This window comes from Acidiphilium sp. AL, assembly GCF_025499445.1.
Classification (GTDB): Bacteria; Pseudomonadota; Alphaproteobacteria; order Acetobacterales; family Acetobacteraceae; genus Acidiphilium; species Acidiphilium iwatense.
Map to the genome: position 1 here is coordinate 1 of NZ_JAIMBZ010000041.1, position 17895 is coordinate 17895.

16 protein-coding genes are annotated in these 17895 nt (G+C 62.6%); 3 read left to right on the forward strand and 13 right to left on the reverse strand.

Annotated features, from left to right (window positions below; all coding sequences use genetic code 11):
• Positions 1-32: 32 nt before the first annotated feature.
• Together AiwAL_RS16495 and AiwAL_RS16500 are read right to left on the reverse strand one after the other, a co-directional pair.
• Positions 33-2543, reverse strand: coding sequence for an FAD-dependent oxidoreductase (locus AiwAL_RS16495; RefSeq protein WP_262313097.1), 2511 nt, complete (start codon positions 2541-2543; stop codon positions 33-35).
• Positions 2544-2632: 89 nt separating this feature from the next.
• Positions 2633-3433: a DeoR/GlpR family DNA-binding transcription regulator gene (locus AiwAL_RS16500; RefSeq protein ID WP_262313098.1), complete on the reverse strand. Its 801-nt coding sequence runs from the start codon at positions 3431-3433 to the stop codon at positions 2633-2635.
• Positions 3434-3573: 140 nt separating this feature from the next.
• On the opposite strand from AiwAL_RS16500, the gene AiwAL_RS16505 reads away from it, so the two are divergent.
• Complete coding sequence (locus AiwAL_RS16505; RefSeq protein WP_235705500.1) at positions 3574-4428, forward strand: EamA family transporter; 855 nt, start codon at positions 3574-3576, stop codon at positions 4426-4428.
• 14 nt (positions 4429-4442) lie between these two features.
• Here AiwAL_RS16505 and AiwAL_RS16510 read toward each other — a convergent pair whose 3' ends face one another.
• From AiwAL_RS16510 to AiwAL_RS16540, 7 genes are all read right to left on the reverse strand, one after another.
• Positions 4443-5243: an ABC transporter permease subunit gene (locus AiwAL_RS16510; RefSeq protein WP_235705499.1), complete on the reverse strand. Its 801-nt coding sequence runs from the start codon at positions 5241-5243 to the stop codon at positions 4443-4445.
• Positions 5227-6102 carry a 2-aminoethylphosphonate ABC transporter permease subunit gene (locus tag AiwAL_RS16515; protein WP_235705498.1) on the reverse strand — a complete coding sequence of 292 codons (876 nt, stop codon included), beginning with the start codon at positions 6100-6102 and terminating at the stop codon, positions 5227-5229. The genes AiwAL_RS16510 and AiwAL_RS16515 overlap by 17 nt, the downstream gene beginning before the upstream one ends.
• Position 6103: 1 nt before the next feature.
• On the reverse strand, positions 6104-7252 hold the full coding sequence (locus AiwAL_RS16520) for an ABC transporter ATP-binding protein (protein ID WP_235705497.1): 1149 nt from the start codon (positions 7250-7252) through the stop codon (positions 6104-6106).
• Complete coding sequence (locus tag AiwAL_RS16525) at positions 7252-8283, reverse strand: 2-aminoethylphosphonate ABC transporter substrate-binding protein (protein WP_235705496.1); 1032 nt, start codon at positions 8281-8283, stop codon at positions 7252-7254. Before AiwAL_RS16525 ends, AiwAL_RS16520 begins: the two co-directional genes overlap by 1 nt.
• A gap of 136 nt (positions 8284-8419) precedes the next feature.
• On the reverse strand, positions 8420-9871 hold the full coding sequence (phnY, locus tag AiwAL_RS16530) for a phosphonoacetaldehyde dehydrogenase (RefSeq protein ID WP_235705495.1): 1452 nt from the start codon (positions 9869-9871) through the stop codon (positions 8420-8422).
• 8 nt (positions 9872-9879) lie between these two features.
• The gene (gene phnA, locus AiwAL_RS16535) at positions 9880-11130 is read right to left on the reverse strand and encodes a phosphonoacetate hydrolase (protein ID WP_235705494.1); all 1251 of its coding nucleotides are present in this window, start codon (positions 11128-11130) and stop codon (positions 9880-9882) included.
• Positions 11131-11149: 19 nt separating this feature from the next.
• Complete coding sequence (locus tag AiwAL_RS16540; protein WP_235705493.1) at positions 11150-12301, reverse strand: 2-aminoethylphosphonate--pyruvate transaminase; 1152 nt, start codon at positions 12299-12301, stop codon at positions 11150-11152.
• Between the two features lie 106 nt (positions 12302-12407).
• Between AiwAL_RS16540 and AiwAL_RS16545 the strand changes: the two genes are divergently transcribed.
• Positions 12408-13319, forward strand: coding sequence for a LysR substrate-binding domain-containing protein (locus tag AiwAL_RS16545; RefSeq protein WP_235705492.1), 912 nt, complete (start codon positions 12408-12410; stop codon positions 13317-13319).
• The gene (locus AiwAL_RS16550) at positions 13320-13895 is read left to right on the forward strand and encodes a UTRA domain-containing protein (RefSeq protein WP_262313099.1); all 576 of its coding nucleotides are present in this window, start codon (positions 13320-13322) and stop codon (positions 13893-13895) included. It begins immediately after the preceding gene.
• A gap of 47 nt (positions 13896-13942) precedes the next feature.
• Here the strand turns inward: AiwAL_RS16550 and AiwAL_RS16555 are convergent, their stop codons facing one another.
• The 4 genes from AiwAL_RS16555 to AiwAL_RS16570 all read right to left on the reverse strand — a co-directional run bounded on the left by AiwAL_RS16555 (position 13943) and on the right by AiwAL_RS16570 (position 17895).
• Entirely contained in the window at positions 13943-14902 is a 960-nt protein-coding gene (locus AiwAL_RS16555; protein ID WP_262313100.1) for a PDR/VanB family oxidoreductase, read from the reverse strand.
• Between the two features lie 154 nt (positions 14903-15056).
• The gene (locus AiwAL_RS16560) at positions 15057-16070 is read right to left on the reverse strand and encodes an aromatic ring-hydroxylating dioxygenase subunit alpha (protein WP_235705489.1); all 1014 of its coding nucleotides are present in this window, start codon (positions 16068-16070) and stop codon (positions 15057-15059) included.
• A 27-nt stretch (positions 16071-16097) separates the two neighbouring features.
• Positions 16098-16316, reverse strand: coding sequence for a recombinase-like helix-turn-helix domain-containing protein (locus AiwAL_RS16565; protein WP_262313101.1), 219 nt, complete (start codon positions 16314-16316; stop codon positions 16098-16100).
• Between the two features lie 85 nt (positions 16317-16401).
• On the reverse strand, positions 16402-17895 hold the full coding sequence (locus tag AiwAL_RS16570; protein WP_235705487.1) for an aldehyde dehydrogenase: 1494 nt from the start codon (positions 17893-17895) through the stop codon (positions 16402-16404).

Genomic DNA, 17895 nt, shown 5'->3' on the forward strand with positions numbered 1-17895 from the left:
AAGATGCGCAATCCGCTCCCATTGGTCAGCCCTCAGCCCATAACGCCCCATCGATCAGCCTTTCGGAATGCTGATCTGCTATGAATCAGGAAAACGGTCGCGCCGGAATCCCCCCCGGTCAAATGACGACACACCCTAGCCCGCACCGGAACCGGCTCGCCCGCGACATCGAGCGCGAACCGACGCTCGGCGAGCCAGGCCGGGTCGATCGGCTCGCCCGCCGACCGCACCCAGCCGAGCGCCACGACGCCGCCGAGCGTATAGCCATAGGCCGCCGAAGTGATCCCGCCGATCGGGTCGCCGTTCGCGGTGACAAGCTCGCCTCCCCATGCGGCCGGCGTGTCCGGCGCGGTCGCCAGGAACGAGACGAGACGCCGGGTCAACGGCCGGCCCCTGGCCGCCGCGAGCGCCTCGCGACCGATGAACCCACCTTTTTTGTCAAGCTGCACGGCGAAGCCAAGGCCAGCCTCCCATGGGTTGTCGTCGGGCGTCAGCTCGCGGCCCCAGGCGCGATGGCCCTTCTCGAGCCGCAGCGACTCGATCGCGTAGTAGCCGGCATCCCTGACCCCGAGATCGCCGCCCGCTTCCGCCAGGGTTTCATAAACCGTCACTGCGAATTCCGACGGCACATAGAGTTCCCAGCCAAGCTCGCCCATGTAGCTGCGCCGGCTCGCCCAGACCGTGGCATAGCCGATGCCGATCTCGCGCACGGTGCCGAACGGGAAGTCCGCCTGATCGAGCGCCGCATGCGTCACCCGGCCCAGAAGCTCGCGGGACCGTGGTCCCATCACGCCGATCACCGCGTAGCCCGAGGTCACGTCGGTCAGAACCGCCCTGGCGGACCCAGGGATGTGACCGCGAATCCAGTGCGCATCGCGGGTCGCCTGAGCCGTGCCGGTCAGGATCAGAAAACAGTCGGGTGCGAGCCGTGCGACCGTCAGGTCGCTCTCGAACCCGCCGCGTTCGTTCAGCATCGGGGTATAGACCGACCGGCCTGCCGGAACGCTGACATCGTTGGCGCAAAGCGTCTGCAATACCTGCTCGGAATCGGGGCCTTGCATCAGGAATTTGGCGAAAGACGTCATGTCGAACAGCGCGACGCCTTCGCGGCACGCACGATGTTCCTCCGCCACGTGCGCGAACCAGTTCTGCCGTCCGAACGAATACCCGGTGCGCCGCTCGATGCCCGGCGGCGCGAACCAGTTCGGGCGCTCCCAGCCCATTTTCGAGCCGAACACGGCGCCCTTCGCGGCGAGCCGGTCGAACAACGGAGAGCGACGGAACGGGCGTGCGGTGGTCAGCTCGTGGTTCGGCCAGGGCATCGCGTAGTGCAGGCCGAGCACCTCCTTGACCCGGTCCCTGAGCCAGACCCGGTTGCCGTTGAACCGCGCGAAGCGGCGGATATCCACCGGCCAGAGATCGAAAGACGGCTCGCCCCCGACGATCCATTCGGCGAGCGCACGGCCCGCCCCGCCGGCGGAGGCGATGCCCATGGAGTTGAATCCCGCCGCGACGAATACGTTCCGCGTCTCCGGCGCTTCGCCGAGGATGAAGTTGTTGTCCGGCGTGAAGCTCTCCGGCCCGTTCAGGAAGGTCTTGATCGCCGCGGTTTCCAGCGCCGGCACGCGCTCCAGCGCGTTCTTCATCAGAATCTCGAACTGATCCCAATCGTCCGGCAATAGCTGGAATTCGAAATCCGCCGGGATGCCGTCCATGCCCCAGGGTTTCGCATCCGGCTCGAAGCCGCCCATCACCAGACCGCCGACTTCTTCCTTGAAGTAGATGTAACCATCCGGGTCGCGCATGACAGGCAGGTCGGGATGAACCCCGTCGATCCGTTCCGTCACGATATACATATGCTCGGCCGAATGGAGCGGAATCGTGACCCCGCACATCCGGCCGATCTCGCGCGACCATTGCCCGGCGCAGATCGCGACGACATCGCAGGCAACGGTGCCGCGATTGGTCTCGACCATCGAAACGGCACCGTCCTTAAGCCGGATTCCCGCAACACGGGTCTGCTCGAAAATCCGCGCCCCCCGAGCGCGAGCGCCACGGGCGAGCGCCTGGGTGAGGTCGGTCGGATTGGCCTTGCCGTCACCGGGCAGCCACACCGCGCCGGCCAGGTCGCCGGTGCGCATGATCGGCCATTTTTCGCCCGCCTGCGCGGGGGTCAGCACCTCGATTTCCACGCCCTGGGCGCGGGCGGTAGATGCCGTACGCCTGAGTTGCGTCATCCGTTCGGCGGTCCGCGCCACGGTGATCGAGCCACACTGCTTCCAGCCGGTAGCTAGGCCGGTCCCCGCCTCGAGCGCGGCGTAAAGTTCGGTCGAGTAGCGGATCAGCCGGGTCATGTTCGCGTGGCTGCGCAACTGACCGACCAGCCCGGCCGCGTGCCAGGTCGTCCCGCTCGACAGCCGCCCCTGCTCCAGCAGCACCACGTCCCGCCACCCGAGGCGCGTCAGATGATAGGCCAGCGAGCAGCCCACGATGCCGCCGCCGATGATGACCGCGCGCGCCTGGGTCGGAAAATCGTCTGCCATCAGATAACTGCTCCTTGAAAAGATTCACATCAAGCGCAGGATACGTGATTCACCCTATAATACAACATAAAACTACAAAATGTCACATTTCACGGCGCGGCGACGAACAGGCGCGATCCGCGATCCGCGAGCGCCGACAGCGTCCCGGCAGGCGGCGGCAGATCCGCGACAATCCCCGCCGCGCCCCTGGAATTCGGGATGCGGACAGGTGTCAGCCGGCCGAATTTGGTGTGGTCCACGACGAAATAAGCCGCGCGAGCGGCCGCGATCATCCGTCCCCGCTGCTCCGCGCCGATCCGGCTGTAATCCGTGATCTCGCCGTCGTCCGACAGGCCGCCAATGCCGATGAACGCGGCGTCCACGCGAAACCGCCCGATCGCTTCGAGCGTGTCGATGCCAAAGGTCGCCTCGTCATTCGGATCGATCTCCCCGCCGAGCATGTGCACGCGCGTCCCCGGCACCCGGCACAGCAACTGTGCGATCGCCAGGCTGCCGGTGCAGACCGTCAGGTTGCGCCGGGCGACGAGCACTCGCGCCACGGCGAGAGTCGTTGTGCCGGAATCGAGAAGCACGACCATCCCGTCCTCGACGAAGGTCGCTGCGAGCCGGCCGATCGCGGCCTTGCCCTGCGCATTTTCCGAAGCGCGCAGATCGAGCGCGGGCTCGCTCGCCTCCCGCCGCGCCGCCCCGCCATGCACGACGTCCAGACGGCCCTGCTGCGCGAGGAACCGGAGATCGCGCCTTATGGTTTCGCGCGAGACGCCGAACAGCCCAGTGAGTTCGCTGACGCTGATTGCCCCGGCCACCGCGATCCGCTTGAGGATTTCGTCATGCCGCGAGGTCGCGAGGGGTCGGTTCCGCGGGGTGGGCGTAGTAATTGGCGTCGCCATGGAAGTCACTCCGACATGTGGCATTATCGATAGATTTGTGGCAATACGTGAAAACCGAAGCGGTTGTCGAGAAAAAGAGGGCACATGGAAGACGCATATGGCATGACGGGGCTGCGAAAGGCCGGCATCGGCTGTTTCCGGTGACGCCGGCTCTCACGGCGAGCCCCGTCGTGTTCGGCGCGCTGCTCGCGGCGGCCGCGCTGCATGCCGGCTGGAACGCTTTCCTCAAGGTGCGTCTCGAACCGTTCCTGGTGATGACCCTGATTACCGCGAGCGCAGGCTTGATCGGGTTGCCGTTCCTGCTTGTCCTGGGAGTGCCAAAGGCGGCTTCGTGGCCATGGCTGCTCGGTTCCCTGGTGCTTCATCTCGGCTACTACGTGACGTTGACAGAAGCGTACCGGCGCGCGGAGATGAGCCAAGTCTATCCCATCGCGCGGGGCGGCGCCCCCCTGCTGACCGCCCTGGCCTCGTTTCTCCTGGTCGCCGAGCCGGTCAGCGCGCAGGCCACGGCCGGCGTGGTGATCCTCGGGGCGGGCGTGATCCTCATATCGTTGGGCGGACGCCGGAGTATCGCGATGGACCAGAAGGCCATCGCCTTCGCGCTGCTCACCGCACTCATCATCGCCTTCTATACCCTGGTCGATGGGATTGGCGCGCGCACCGCCGGAAACCCCGGCGCCTATGCCGCCGCCCTGTTCGTCCTCGATGGTCTGCCGCTGCCGCTCTTCGCGCTCTGGCGCCGCGGCGTCTCCCCGCTGGTGAAGCTGCTGCGCCACGCGCGCCAAGGGCTGCTGGGAGGTGCGATGTCAGTCGCCTCCTACTGGATCGCCATCTGGGCGATGACGGTGGCGCCGATCGCCGTCGTCGCCGCCTTGCGCGGCACCAGCGTGCTGTTTTCGGTGGCGATCGCCACCTTTGTCCTGAAAGAGGCGTTCCGGCCGGTCCGCTGCGTCGCGGCGCTGCTCATCATGGGCGGCATTCTGCTCATCCACTAACATCAACATCAAAACTAACGGCGCGACGCCGCCCTGGTCGGAATATACGATAGCCCCACGAGCACCGCAAGCGTCGCGCATGCCAGAAGGACCGTCAGGGTGGCGCTTTCGAATATGTCGCCGCGATCGGCCAGCGCGAAAATCCCCACCGGCAGCGTCCTCCAGCCGGGCGGATACACCATCATCGTCGCGCCCAGTTCGCCCATCGACAGCGCGAAACTGAGGCTGAACGCGGCGATCAGATAGGGCGTGATCAGCGGCAGCGTTACATGCCGGAGCCGGTAGCCGGGGCGGGCGCCGAGGCTTTCCGCCATCTGCTCGAACTCCGGCCCCAGGCGCGCCAGCCCCGCCGATACATTGCCGTAGGTAAAGGCCGAGGTCAGAACGAAGTGCGCCACCACCACCATGGCGATCGTGCCGTTCAGCAATATCGGCGGCCGGCTGAACGCGACCAGCAGACCCAGCCCGACCGACACTGACGGCACGGCGCTCGGGATGAAAAAAACGATGTCAAGCACCAGCCGCGAAGCCCCGTATATCTTCCGCAAGGCCAGCGCCGCCCAAGTGCCCACCACCAGCGCGACCGCGCTTGCCATCACGCCGGTGATCAGACTGACGCGGAGTTCAGCGCTCAGGCTGCTGTGTACCGCCCGCGCGTAATGCGCGAATGTCAGATGGCTCGGCAGCACGCCGTTCCACTGTCCCGCGAAGCTGGCGATGGCGATCACCGCAACGGGCAGCACATAGATCACCCCGAACAGGAGCGAGAACAGCAGCCATGCCCCGATGCGGCCGGACCTAGACCAAACCAGCACGGAAGCCTCCAAATCGCGTTATGATCATCCGATAGAGCGAGTAGAGGGTCAGCGAAAGGCCGATATTGGCGGCCGCGATGACACAGGCCGTCGTGTAGTCGAATTCCTGGACCGCCTGGTCATAGACCAGGAGCGGCAGCGTGATGACGCCTTTCGCGCTGATGAACAGCACGATGCCGAATTCGTTGGTGGTCAGCAGAAGGCACAGGCTTCCGCCGGCCAGCAGGGCGGGAATCGCCGCCGGCAGGATGACCTGCCGGATGATCCGCCACGGTCCCGCGCCCAGACTGTTCGCGATCTCGATTTGCGCCGGCTCGATCAGCGAAAAGCTGGCGAGCAGCGGTCGCAGGACGAACGGGGTATATACGGTAACCTCCGCGAGGATCACTCCCCATGCCGAGTAGAGAAAATCGACCGGCGGCAAACGCACATGCAGCAGGTGCATCAGCGATATGTTCAGAATTCCCGCCGAGCCGTAGATGAACGTGAAGGACAACGCCACCAGGAAGGTCGGCAGGGCGATGAACGTGTCGATCAGCCGCGCCAGAAGACGCGCGCCGGGAAACGCCACGAAGGACAGCACCAGCGCCAGCACGAAGCCGAGAACCAGGCAGCCCGCGCTGGCGGCCAATGCAATGACGATCGTGTGCAGCAAAGCATCCTGGAACAAGCCCGAGGTGAACACCGCGTCATAGTGCGACAGCGAGAGCGACCGTCCGTGCCCCAGGAGGGACTCGCGAACGATCAGCGCGAGCGGATAGAAGAACAGCACGGACAGAAAGAACAGCGGCGGCAGAACCCACTGCCATCCCGTGTTGAACGAAGTCCGGCGGATCGCCGGAGCGGCGATGCTGGTCATGCTATGCGTCCTCCGGGATCAGGGTGGCGTCCTCGGCGGCGAAATGGATCGGGAACCGGACGCCGAGCGAGGGCGGATCGCGCAGCGGAGCGCAGATCATGCGGATGAGGACGCCTTGCGTTTCCAGCGTTACGCTGTGGAGATCGCCCTGCCACTGCATCGCGCGCACGACTCCGGTCAATTCGTTGGAGGGCCTCCCGCCCGGCCGCATGGCGATACCGTGAGGGCGGATGCACAACAGGCAGTCGCGGCCGACCGACAGGCCAGGCCGTGCCTTGACCAGCAGCGAAATCTCGCCAAGCCGGACGCGGGCAAGACCGTCTCCGGCATCCGCCGCCTCGAGCGTGACCGGCAACAGATTGGCGCGGCCCAGGAATTCCGCGGCGAACCGGGTCGGCGGCTCACGGTAGAGCGCCTGGGACGGCCCGGAAGCGACCAGCCGGCCATCGCGCATGATGGCGATGCGATCGGCCAAGGTCAGCGCCTCGGTCTGATCGTGCGTGACGTAAAGCACCGTCAGCGACGGCATCGCCTCGTGCAGCCGGGCGAGTTCCTGCAGCATGGAGTGGCGGATCTGCGCATCCAGGGCCGAAAGGGGCTCATCCAGCAGCAATACCCGCGGCCGCACGGCCAGCGCGCGCGCGATGGCCACGCGCTGCTGCTGCCCGCCGCTCAGCTCCCGCGGATAACGTTGCGTGTAGGCCGACATGCCGACCATCCGCAGGCACTCGGCCACGCGCTGTTTCACCGCCTCCTTCGCCTCGCGCCGCGCGCGCAACCCGAACGCGACATTGTCTTCCACCCGCATATGCGGAAACAGGGCGTAGTTCTGCACGACCATGCCGATATCACGCGCATGCGGCGGCAAATCGGTGACATCGCGCTCACCGATGCGGATTCGTCCGCTGGCGGGGCGGACGAAACCCGCGACCGCTCTCAATGCCGTGGTCTTCGCCGAGCCGGACGGCCCGATCAATGCCATGATCTCGCCCGGCTCGATCGTCAGGCTCAGCGACGCCAGGACAACGAGTTTGCCATAGGAGACGGTGACGTCCTCGAACCCGATCCCGCTGCCGAGCTTAGGGGAAGACCAGGATGACCCGGCCCGCACAGCGGAGCGGACATCGTCGATCACTGCGCCGGGTGCCATCAGCTACCAGTCTCCCGCTGATAGCGAGCCAGGTCCTGCTTGAAGCTCTGGATCACCAGTTTCCAATCCGGGACCCAGACCGCGACACCCTGCATCATTTTATGCAGCTGCTCGTAGTTCTTGTCTTTCGGTTGTACGTCCTGTCGGACCGGAAATCCCCACGCGATCCGGCTGACCTGCGCCTGCGCGTTCCTGCTCAGCAGAAAATCGATCAGTTTCTTGCCCGCATTGGGGTGCGGCGCGCCGTGCACCAGGCCAATATAGTAGGGGATCGCAACCGCGAATCGCTTGCCGTGCGGACCCACCGGCCAGAACACCCGGACATTGGGATTCTGTGCGATCTGGGCGGCGTTCATCTGGATGTCGCCATTGGCGACCCAGAGTTCGCCCTTGTTGACCAGCTCGGTCAGCCTGCCGGTCGAAGAGGATGGCCCCAGATTGTTGACCTGCAGCGCCTTCAGATAGGCAAAGCCCGCATCCTTGCTGCCGAAAGCCCGGAAAACCTGCAGCAGCATCGCCGTCCCGTCGCCCGCCTCGCCGGGCGTGGAGTATTGAATCTTGTTCTTGAATTTCGGCTCTAGGAGATCCTTGAAGGTCTTCGGCGGCCGGGGCAGCGCGGCCTTGTCGTAGATGAAGTCGGTATAGTCATCGACCATCGGAACGAACATACCGCGCTTATCTTTTTCGGCGGCCGGAATATGGTCCGCTCCCGCGGGGGTAAACGGCTGCAGCAATCCTTCCGCCGCCGCTTCTTGCATGAACGGCGGCAGCGTCACCAGAACGTCGGCCTGCGGGTTGAATTTTTCCTGGTTCAAGCGGTCGACCACCACGGCCGACCCGGCTTCGATATACTGAACCTTGATGCCGGTGGCTTTGGTGAAAGCATCGAACTCGGTCTGATACCAGTTGGGCGAACCATCGTGCAGGCCGTCCGCGCTGTAGATCGTCACGACCGCGGAGTGAGCCTGTGCGGAACCCCATCCCAACACTGACGCGATACAGATGGCAACAAAGGCGGTCTTCGTGCGCATTTTCTGCTTCCTCCATTGTTTGTTGATTCTATGTTATTACGTTCCGGTTCGTATGCATCCTACAGTGAAGCTTTCGTGAAGTTGCTCTCATAAGCCGGAGACATCATCCGGTTCTCGGCTGCCGGAGATTCGCCGCTCAGCTTGTCCAAGGCAGGGAGTAGGTCCGAACGTTCGTAAAACTCTTCATTGCCTCGACCACACCCTCCTTGTGGCCGAGACCAGAGTCCTTGATGCCGCCAAAAGGCGACATTTCGATCCGGTAGCCAGGCACCTCCCAGATATTCACTGTCCCGACGTCCAGTTCGTTTACGAAGCGCGTAACGTAGTCGAGCCGGTTGGTGCAGACGCCGGACGAGAGGCCATAGGCGGTCGAGTTCGAAATCCGCACCACCTCGGCGATGTCGTCGGGGCAGCGGATGATGGGAATGACGGGGCCGAAGGTTTCCTCCCGCACCAATTCCGCGTCATAGGGCACGTGGTCCACCACGGTCGGAGGATAGAGCGCGCCGCGTCGGTCGTTACCGTGCAGCAGCTTCGCGCCACGGGACATCGCATCCAGCACGCGGCGCTCGAACTCCTGCGCCGCGCGCTCGTGGATCACGGTGCCGATATCCACCGTCGGGTCCATCGGATCTCCGGCGGTGAGCTTGCGGGCCTTGGCGAGCACCAGACGCGAAAACTCCTCGGCCACGCTGTGGACGACCAGAATGCGTTTTACGGCGGTGCAGCGCTGGCCGGAATTCTTCGTCGCCCCCTGCACCGCGAGTTCCGCCGCCTTGTCGAGGTCGGCATCCTCCATCACGATCAGCGGGTCGTTGCCGCCGAGTTCGAGCACGACCCTCCGGTAGCCCGCTTTCTCCGCGATATACTTGCCGATCCGAACCGAGCCCGTGAACGTAATCAGGTCCGCGTCCGGGTCGGTAATCATCGCGTTGCCCATGGTCGAGGGATTGCCGGTCACCACCGAAAGCATTTCAGGCGGCAGCCCGGCCTCGTAGAGCACGTCCGCGAGGGCGAGCGCGGTCAGCGGCGTCAGTTCGGTGGGCTTCAGGACCACGCGGTTGTTCGTCGCGATTGCCGGGGCAATCTTATGGCTCACCATGTTGAGCGGATGGTTGAACGGCGTGATGGCGGAAATCACGCCCATCAAAGGCACGCGCGTGGTGAAAATCTTGCGCTGCTTGCCCATCGGGCTGATGTCGCAGGCATAGGTCTCGCCGTCGTCCAGGATGGTTAGCTGTGCCGCGAAGGAATAGACATCGTAGGCGCGGCTCGCCTCGTACAGCGAATCCTTCCAGCACAGGCCCGACTCGGCGGTGATGAGCCGCGCGAACTCCTCTTTGCGGTCACGCAGCATCTCGGCGGTGCGCAGCAGGATACGCTGGCGCTCGTAGCGCGTCAGCTTCGGCTTGAACGCGCGCGCCGCCGCGAAAGCCTCCCGCACATGCTCGGGGCGCGCGGCGGGCACGGTGCCCACCACCTGGCCGGTGTAGGGGTTCAGAACGTCGATCGCCTCGTCGGTCCGCACCTTGCGGCCGGCGATCCGCATCGCCTCGCGCCGGACCGGGGATTTGGTCTGGATGTTCATTGCGGTCCTCATTGCACCAGGTTCAGCGCGACATCGAAAACGTCGAAGTTTCGCAACTCGTGGTCAGGCCGGAATGCGATTTTCCGGTTCACGATCATCGGCACGGTCTGCTCGGTCAGGCCGCCATGCGAGCGCAACGGCTCGGTCAGGCCGGACAGGTCGTGCCGATCGCGGCTGGTGCCGAGCACCTTGTGGCGCGCCGAAATAACCACGATGTCGCCGATCCGGTCCTCGGGAAGCTCGAAGCGCCGGCATGCCTCGTCGCGGCCGATGGCGAGGTCCACGCCATCGAGCGCGCGCAGGCGGCTGAGCAGGGCGGCCGCATCCGTGCCCGGCGGCAGGTACACCGTCGCGAACGAGCCGAGCGCCCCGTGATGGGCCACATAGGGATCGGTGATCGGCAGGATGACGCGACAGATCCCCTTCGCGGTCCAGGCGTTGAATTGGTCCTGCAGATAGATCACGTCCGGCGCGCCGTCGGGCAGATATTTATCGTTCATGCCATGATCGGCGGTCAGCGCGACCACCGCCCCGGCGGCGTCGAGCCGGCCGACATAGCCATCCAGCATGGCGTAAAAACGGTTCGCGACCGCCGAGCCGGGTGCTGCACGGTGCTGGATGTAGTCGGTCGTCGAGAGATACATGGCGTCGGGGCGCATCGTTTCGAGCAGCCTGACGCCGGCGGCGAAGACGAACTCGGAGAGTTCGGCGGAATAGACCTCGGGCAGCTTCATGCCGACGAGGCCGAGCGCATCGGCGATGCCGTTCTCCGCGAGGCTCACCTTATCCGCCTTTTCGGAGGAGAACGCGACCGCCCGGCCCGCCGAACAATCGAGCCCGTGGCCGAGCAGCGTCCGCAGCTTGTCTTTCGCGGTAACCACGGCGACCCTGGCGCCGCCATCCTGCAACGCCTTCATGATGGTGCCGGCGCGCATGAACTTCGCGTCGTTCATCATCACCTCCTGTCCCGTTGCGGGGTCGAGGAAGTAGTTGCCTGCGATCCCGTGGACCGAAGGCGGCCGGCCGGTGATAATTGAAATATTGTTCGGGTTGGTGAAGCTCGGGATCACCGACTTCGCCGTGGTGCTGGTGCCGGTCCGCATGATGCGGTCGAGGTTCGGCGCCAGACCGGCGGCGATCGCGGCCTCGATGTAGCCGGGCTCAGAGCCGTCGATGCAGACGGCAACGGTCGGTGTCGCCGGGATGCGATAAATGCGGCCGTTGGCATCGACCGTGTGGAAGGAGCGGTGAGTGGTCATGGTTCGGCGTCCTTCCTGCTCATGCGGCCATCGCCGCTGAGGTCATGCCGAACCCCGCGATCACGTCCCGGATCGCGGCGAGCGCGCCCTGCATGTGCGTGCGATCCAGCCGACCGATGCACCCGATGCGGAAGGAATCCGCCACAGTCAGCTTGCCTGGATAGATCACATAGCCGCGCTCCTTGAGCGCGTCGTAGAAGCGCTGGAAGTCGAAGCGCGGGTCGCCGGGCATGTGGAAGGTGACGATGATCGGCGCCTGGAGCTGATCCTGCAGCAGCGTCCGAAACCCGAGGGCGCGCATGCCCTCGACCAGCACGCGGCAATTCTCCGTGTAGCGCCCACCGCGTCCGGGCTGTCCACCCTCGGCGAAGAACTCGGTCAATGCCTGATGAAAGGCAACGATGACGTGGATCGGCGGGGTGAAACGATACTGGCCGGTCTTCTGGAACACCGTCCATTGATCATGCAGGTCGAGCACGAGGGTACTCGCATTGCCCTTCGCCGCTTCCAGGACATCCTTCCGGCAGATCACGAAGCCCAGCCCGGGAACGCCCTCGATGCACTTGTTCGACGATGCGGCAATCGCATCAGCGTGAATGGCGTTCGCATCAAGCGGCAGAGCGCCGAAGGCCGACATCGAGTCGATCAAATAACCTTTGCCATGTTTCGCCGCGAGCGCGCCGATCTCCTGCACCGGGTTCAGGATGCCCGACGTCGTTTCGCAATGCACGGCGAAAACATGCGTGATGGAGGGCGTCGAGGCCAGGACCCGTTCCACCGCGACGAGGTCAGGCGGCGTGTCCTCCGGCGTTTCGTGGATCACGGTCCGGCGCCGGGCAATCTCCAGGATCTTTCTGGCACGCTGGCCATACGCACCGTTTATCAGGATCAGGACCTCGCCGTCCGATGGGACGAAGGTCGTCAGCATCGCCTCGACCGCGAAGGTGCCCGATCCTTGCATCGGCACCGTCACATGCGTCGCGCCAGCATTCACGATCCCCGGCAGGCGCTCCATGACCTCGCGGTTGATCTGCACGAAGGCGGCATCGCGCGAGCCCCAGTCATGGAGCATCGCCTCCTTGATCGAGCGCGACGTAGTCAGTGGTCCGGGGGTGAGCAGGAGCGCGTCGCCGGTCTCGGAGGCGGCTCTGATACTGCCAGTTGCGATCATCTCGATGCCTTCCAAACAATGCATAGTCAGCGTAGCTTCCAGCTTCTATTGTTTAAAATGCTATGTCTCGATACATCCCATTGATGGAAACCATACCGAGGGTGTCATGAGCACTACGTTGCTGCGCGCCTTTCATTTGGTCGCGGAGGCCGGAAGCTTCTCGGCTGCCGCGCGCGGCAGCGGCGTGGGCCAACCCACGCTTTCGGCACAGGTGAAGACCCTGGAAGCGACTTACGGCGTCGCCCTGTTCGACCGCCGGGGACGCGGCGTCAGCGCCACCCCGCTCGGCCACGCCCTGCACGCCCTGACCGCCCGCCTGTTCGCCGCGGAAGACGAAGCCCGCACCCTGCTTTCCGGCTCGGCCACGCTGCTGCGCGGACATCTGCGGATCGCCGCCGACAGCGCGACCCACGTCATGCCGATCCTGGTGACGCTGAAGGCAAGGCACGCGAATCTGACCTTCTCCCTCTCGATCGGCAACTCCTCCGACGTGCTCGACCGCGTGCTTGACCACCACGCCGATGTCGCGGTGACGGCAAGGCGCGTCTCGGACCCCCGGCTCCACAGCCGGCTGCTCCAGCACGACCGTCTGGTGCTTTTCGTGAGGTCCGATCATGCCCTTGCCGCTGCCGGCGGCATTCCGATCCGAGCCCTCGCCGGACACGACCTCGTGCTTCGCGAACGCGGCTCGATCACCAGGGAGGTGTTCGAGACGCGGCTTTCGGAGCACGGCGTGCGACCGCACACCCTGCTCGAAGTGCAGACCCGCGAGGCGGTCTGTGAGGCGGTGCTCGCCGGCTTCGGCGTGGGTGTCGCCTTCGAAGCCGAGCTGCCGATCCATCCCGAACTCGCGCGGGTCACGGTCGAGGATACCGACCTTGCCGTCGCGGAATACGTGATCTGCCTGGAGGAACGCCAGCGCCTGCCGCTGGTGCGGGCCTTCCTCGCCGCCGGCGGTCCACCGCCGCCTCGACAGGCTGATGCGGGATCAAAATCGACGCAAAATCCTCTCGGGTGAATGACCGTCAACAAAGCGATTTCCACCCTGACAGCCGCCGGGTTGATTGTCCGGCGCCGCCGGGCCGGTTCCTTCGTCGCATCGCCGCCCGTCCAATCGGCGGTGTTGCAAATTCCCGATATGCAGTCTGAAATCACCAGCCGAGGCGAGGTCTATGGCTATGAATTGATCTCGCGCCGCTACCGCGACAGCCTTGGCAAGGTAGGTAATGAACGGAATTTTTTGCTGGACACGTCATTGCTTGTGTTAAAGTGCCGGCATCTGGCGAATTCACGCCCCTTCGCACTGGAAGAACGCTTCATCAGCCTGGATGTCGTACCGGAAGCCGCCGAGGTCGATTTCAGCACAACCCCCCCCAGCACCTGGTTGGTGGCTCAGGTTCCCTGGACCAGGGCGGAACATAATATCAGCGCCGTCAATGCCACGGCCGGCGTTGCCGATGATCTTGCCATTCCGAAAGGTGCCGCGTGTCTTGTCGTGGAACGTCGTACCTGGAGAGTGGCCGATGAAATTACCTATGTGCGGCAAACCTTCCCCGGCAAAGCGTATCGCCTGATCGCTCATTTCTCACCGTGACAGTTTGCAACATGGGGGTTCCAATCGGAAGGTCGATGATGTCCGTTTTACAAATCAAGGACAATTGGTCCCGATTTCACTCTCGAAACACAAATCATCATGACTTTGTTTGAGTCTTTCTCGGCTTGACTCAGCACCCCGTCTCTGTGATCCGGGCATCCGCTGAGCACATTCGTCTCACACGCCCCACAGATTCCTTCCTTACAGCCAAACTCGACATCAATGCCTGCTTCAAGCAATGCATCCAATATCGTTTTATCCGCTTGAACTTCAAACGTCTTGCCGCTTTTCGCCAACTGAACCGTACAGCCAGCCTTGGGGGCGGATTGAACGACCGGGTCGATCGAGAATCTTTCAATATGAACATTTTTTAAGTTGGCTGCTTCGCAGGCTTTTTCAAAAGCGCTGATCATTACACTTGGCCCGCAGCAATAGACGTGGGCATCACCGGGTTGTTTGGAAAGGTAATTCAGCAAATTGAACGGCGAACCTCCATTTTCGTCGTCAAAATGAAAGTGGATATCGCCCCCGATTGCACGTAATTCATCGGAAAAAGCGGCATGCGACCGCGTCCGCGCGCAATAAGCAAGCCGCACGTCGCGCCCAAGCGCGCGCAGCCGCCGGTACATGCACAAAATTGGCGTGATTCCGATGCCGCCCGCCACCAATACCGTTTGGGAGGCGCTCTCATCGAGGGTAAAATTGTTGCGCGGCGCGCTGATCGGGACAACCATGCCACAGCGAAACTGCTCGTGCACATAGCGCGACCCGCCCCGACTTTGTCGATCAGCGAGGACACCCACCACGTAACGATCGTTATCGTCGGGCGAGTTCAGCAATGAGTAATTGCGGATAAGCCCGTTCGGCAGATGAAAATCGATGTGGGAGCCTGCATCGAAACGCGGGAAATGGGCTCCCGGTATCGGCATCATTTCGATGCTGATGATTCCCTCGGCCTCGTAGCGCAAGGTGCGAACCTGCGCCTGGAGAAGGTCTTTGCTGCTCATCGAAGTCCGAACCTTAGCGTCCTATCGGGTGTTTTAACAAATTGGAACAGGATGTTGGTGTCCATCGCTACTTTGGCGTCATGAAGTTCCGGACGATTTACCGCGCTCAAGTTTGCGCCAAAGCGCGGTATATATCCAGTGATGAATTTGATGATTAAGTTGCACCGGCTTCGATTTGAGCTTTTGCAAGCTTCTTCATGTGCCGGCGCAGCCGCACTACCCCCATATCATGTTGGTACAAATGCTCGTTCTGATTCGCATCGGGTTCCATCGCTTCCAGCACAACACGATCTTGTTCGAGAACCGCCCAATGGCGCGCTTCAAGGCGATTGCGGTACAGAAAGCGCCATGTATCACGCTGCCAACCCGACACTTTACGGCAACGCCAGAAGAATATTGCAGACACATTTTTCTCGATCGGTGTGCAACTACCAATAATGATAAAATTGCCGCCAGGACCACCAGTTTTCGGATAAGGAATTTCAAGGCGCATCCACTGTGTCCCGGTATCGGCCCATTCAGTCCAGTCGAAGTTTACATCGCGCTGGCCTTCCTTTTCAAATACGAAGCCCGTGTCGGTGTCTCGCAGTTGAAACTGCGCGATTTGCTCGCCATACGCCATTGAATGTGATTGCTTGTGCAAATATGTGCCGTGCATCGGGTCAAGTACATTGTCCAGCGCGTAACGGTAATCACTTTTCCATTCAGCGTAGCACAAAAAGTTCGAATATTCATCAGATGTCAGCTCAATCGGTAGAACCAGATCAGGTGCTGTGTCGATGTTCGTGCCCGCATTATACAACCAAATTGTACCATGCGCTTCTTTCAGGTGAAACGAATGTACGGCGCGCGAGCCTTCGAGCTTGCAGCCAGGGCTACCCGGTACACTCGTAACAATACCATCCGCGCGTACTTCCACACCATGATAGCCGCAGGCAATCCGGTTGCCGAGTACGATACCCTGCGATAGCGGTGCGCCGCGGTGCGGGCATTGATCGGTCAGGGCATGCGGCGCACCATCGGTGTCACGCCATAGCACCAGTTTTTTCCCCAGCCTGCGCAACGATACAGGCCGTTCCGCAATGAAGCCTGATGGGCAGAGAGGATACCAGAGGTTTTGTAAGCCACTCTCCAGAACCGTCTCGATAGCATCTTTTTGAGTATCCATTTCCATCCTCAAGTAGAGTATATTTGTTTAGTTGCCGAGCCGAGCCATTTCGGTTTCGAAGGTGGCATCGGTCCAGATATCGCCGACTTGCGGAGACGGACCAGCGTTGTTCAGGTACGCCACCAGTTCCGCAAGCTCCTTGATGCCCTGCCCAAACGCTCGTTCGATGGAGTCACCGAGCAGGTTTTCATATTGCGTGGGCTTGCGGTTTAACGATTGATGCGGTTCCAGGTATAAGCTCATCATTGTTCTCCTAACAATTACAAAAACGTTCCTGTTCACCTACGGAAAGTACGTCACATACGGGGAAGTGTTCAGCACCAACGTCGTCTCATGCGACCTCCATCAGGCCAGCCCACGGATGGGGTTGTTCACTCGTATCAAGATACCAGGATTTTTGTTGCTGATAGGCGCGCAACCCGTCCCGGCCCTTCTCGCGGCCAAGACCACTTTCCTTGACGCCGCCGAACGGGGTTGAGACGGAGAATTGCTTGTAGGTGTTGACCCACACGGTGCCTGTCTTCACTGCCGCTCCCAGCCGGCTGGCGCGCCAGACATCACGTGTCCAAATGCCGAGCGCGAGACCGAATGGATTGTCATTCGCAAGGGCTACGGCTTCGGCTTCATCGTCGAACGGTAAAACGGCGAGAACTGGTCCGAAAATCTCTTCGCGGCAGGTTCGCGATTGGTTGCCGACAGTATCGATGATGGTTGGTCGATAGTAAATTCCGGCGTCAAACACTGAACCTTCGGGTCGCTTTCCGCCGGTGAGGACACGTCCGCCTTCCTCGCGGGCGAGGGCCACCGCCTGTTCGACAGAAGCGCGATGGTCACCGTGAATCAGGGGGGCGACCTGGGTGGCAGTGTCGAACGGGTTGCCGATTTTCAGCGATTCAGCAGCTTCGACCAGTCGTTGTACGAAATTCTTGTAAATGCTCCGTTGAACCAGCAGCCGCGAGCCCGCGATGCAGGATTGGCCGGTGGAGCTGAAGATCCCGAAAAGCACTCCGGCGATGGCCTGAGTCATGTCCGCATCGTCGAACACGATGGTCGCAGACTTGCCGCCCAGTTCGAGCGATACCGGCATGAGCTTTTTCGCCGCCTCGAACGCGATGCGGCGCCCCACCTCGGTGCCACCCGTGAACGAGACCTTGCCAATCGCAGGATGGCGGACGAGCAGATCGCCAACGACACTGCCTGCCCCAGGAATGACCGACAGAAGGCCGTCGGGCAGTCCTGCTTCCTGGACAATTCGCGCCAGTTCCAAGGCGGTAAGCGGGCTCCACGAGGCCGGCTTGAGGATGACGGCGTTGCCAGCGGCAAGTGCGGGCGCCAGCTTCTGCGCGTCGCTCGCGATCGGCGAGTTCCACGGCGTGATGGCAGCGACGACACCGATAGGCTCGTAGCAGGAGAACGTCAGATAGTCGCCGCGTGGCGGCGGCATCTGTTCTTCCGCCGTTTCGAGTGCGGCAGCGAAATAGCGAAACGTGTTAGCAGCACTTTGGGCAAGAGCCCGCGTTTCAGCCTGTGTCTTGCCGGTGTCTCGCGTTTGGATGAAGGATATGCGCTCGGCATTACGCTCGATGCCGACGGAGATTCTGTAAAGATAGGTTGCGCGTTCGTGCGGCTTAAGCCGGCGCCAAGCCGGATCGGCTGCGGCGGTCTCAGCCCGCGTGATCGCTTCATCGACATCTTCGGCTGCCGCGCCTCGAACGATGCGGTTCAACGACTGATCCGCGGGAAACCGGGACACGATTTCGGCGCCGTGGCCTTCGCGCCATTCACCGCCGATAAAAAGCCGCCCGTCCGGGAGTTGTTCAGCCAT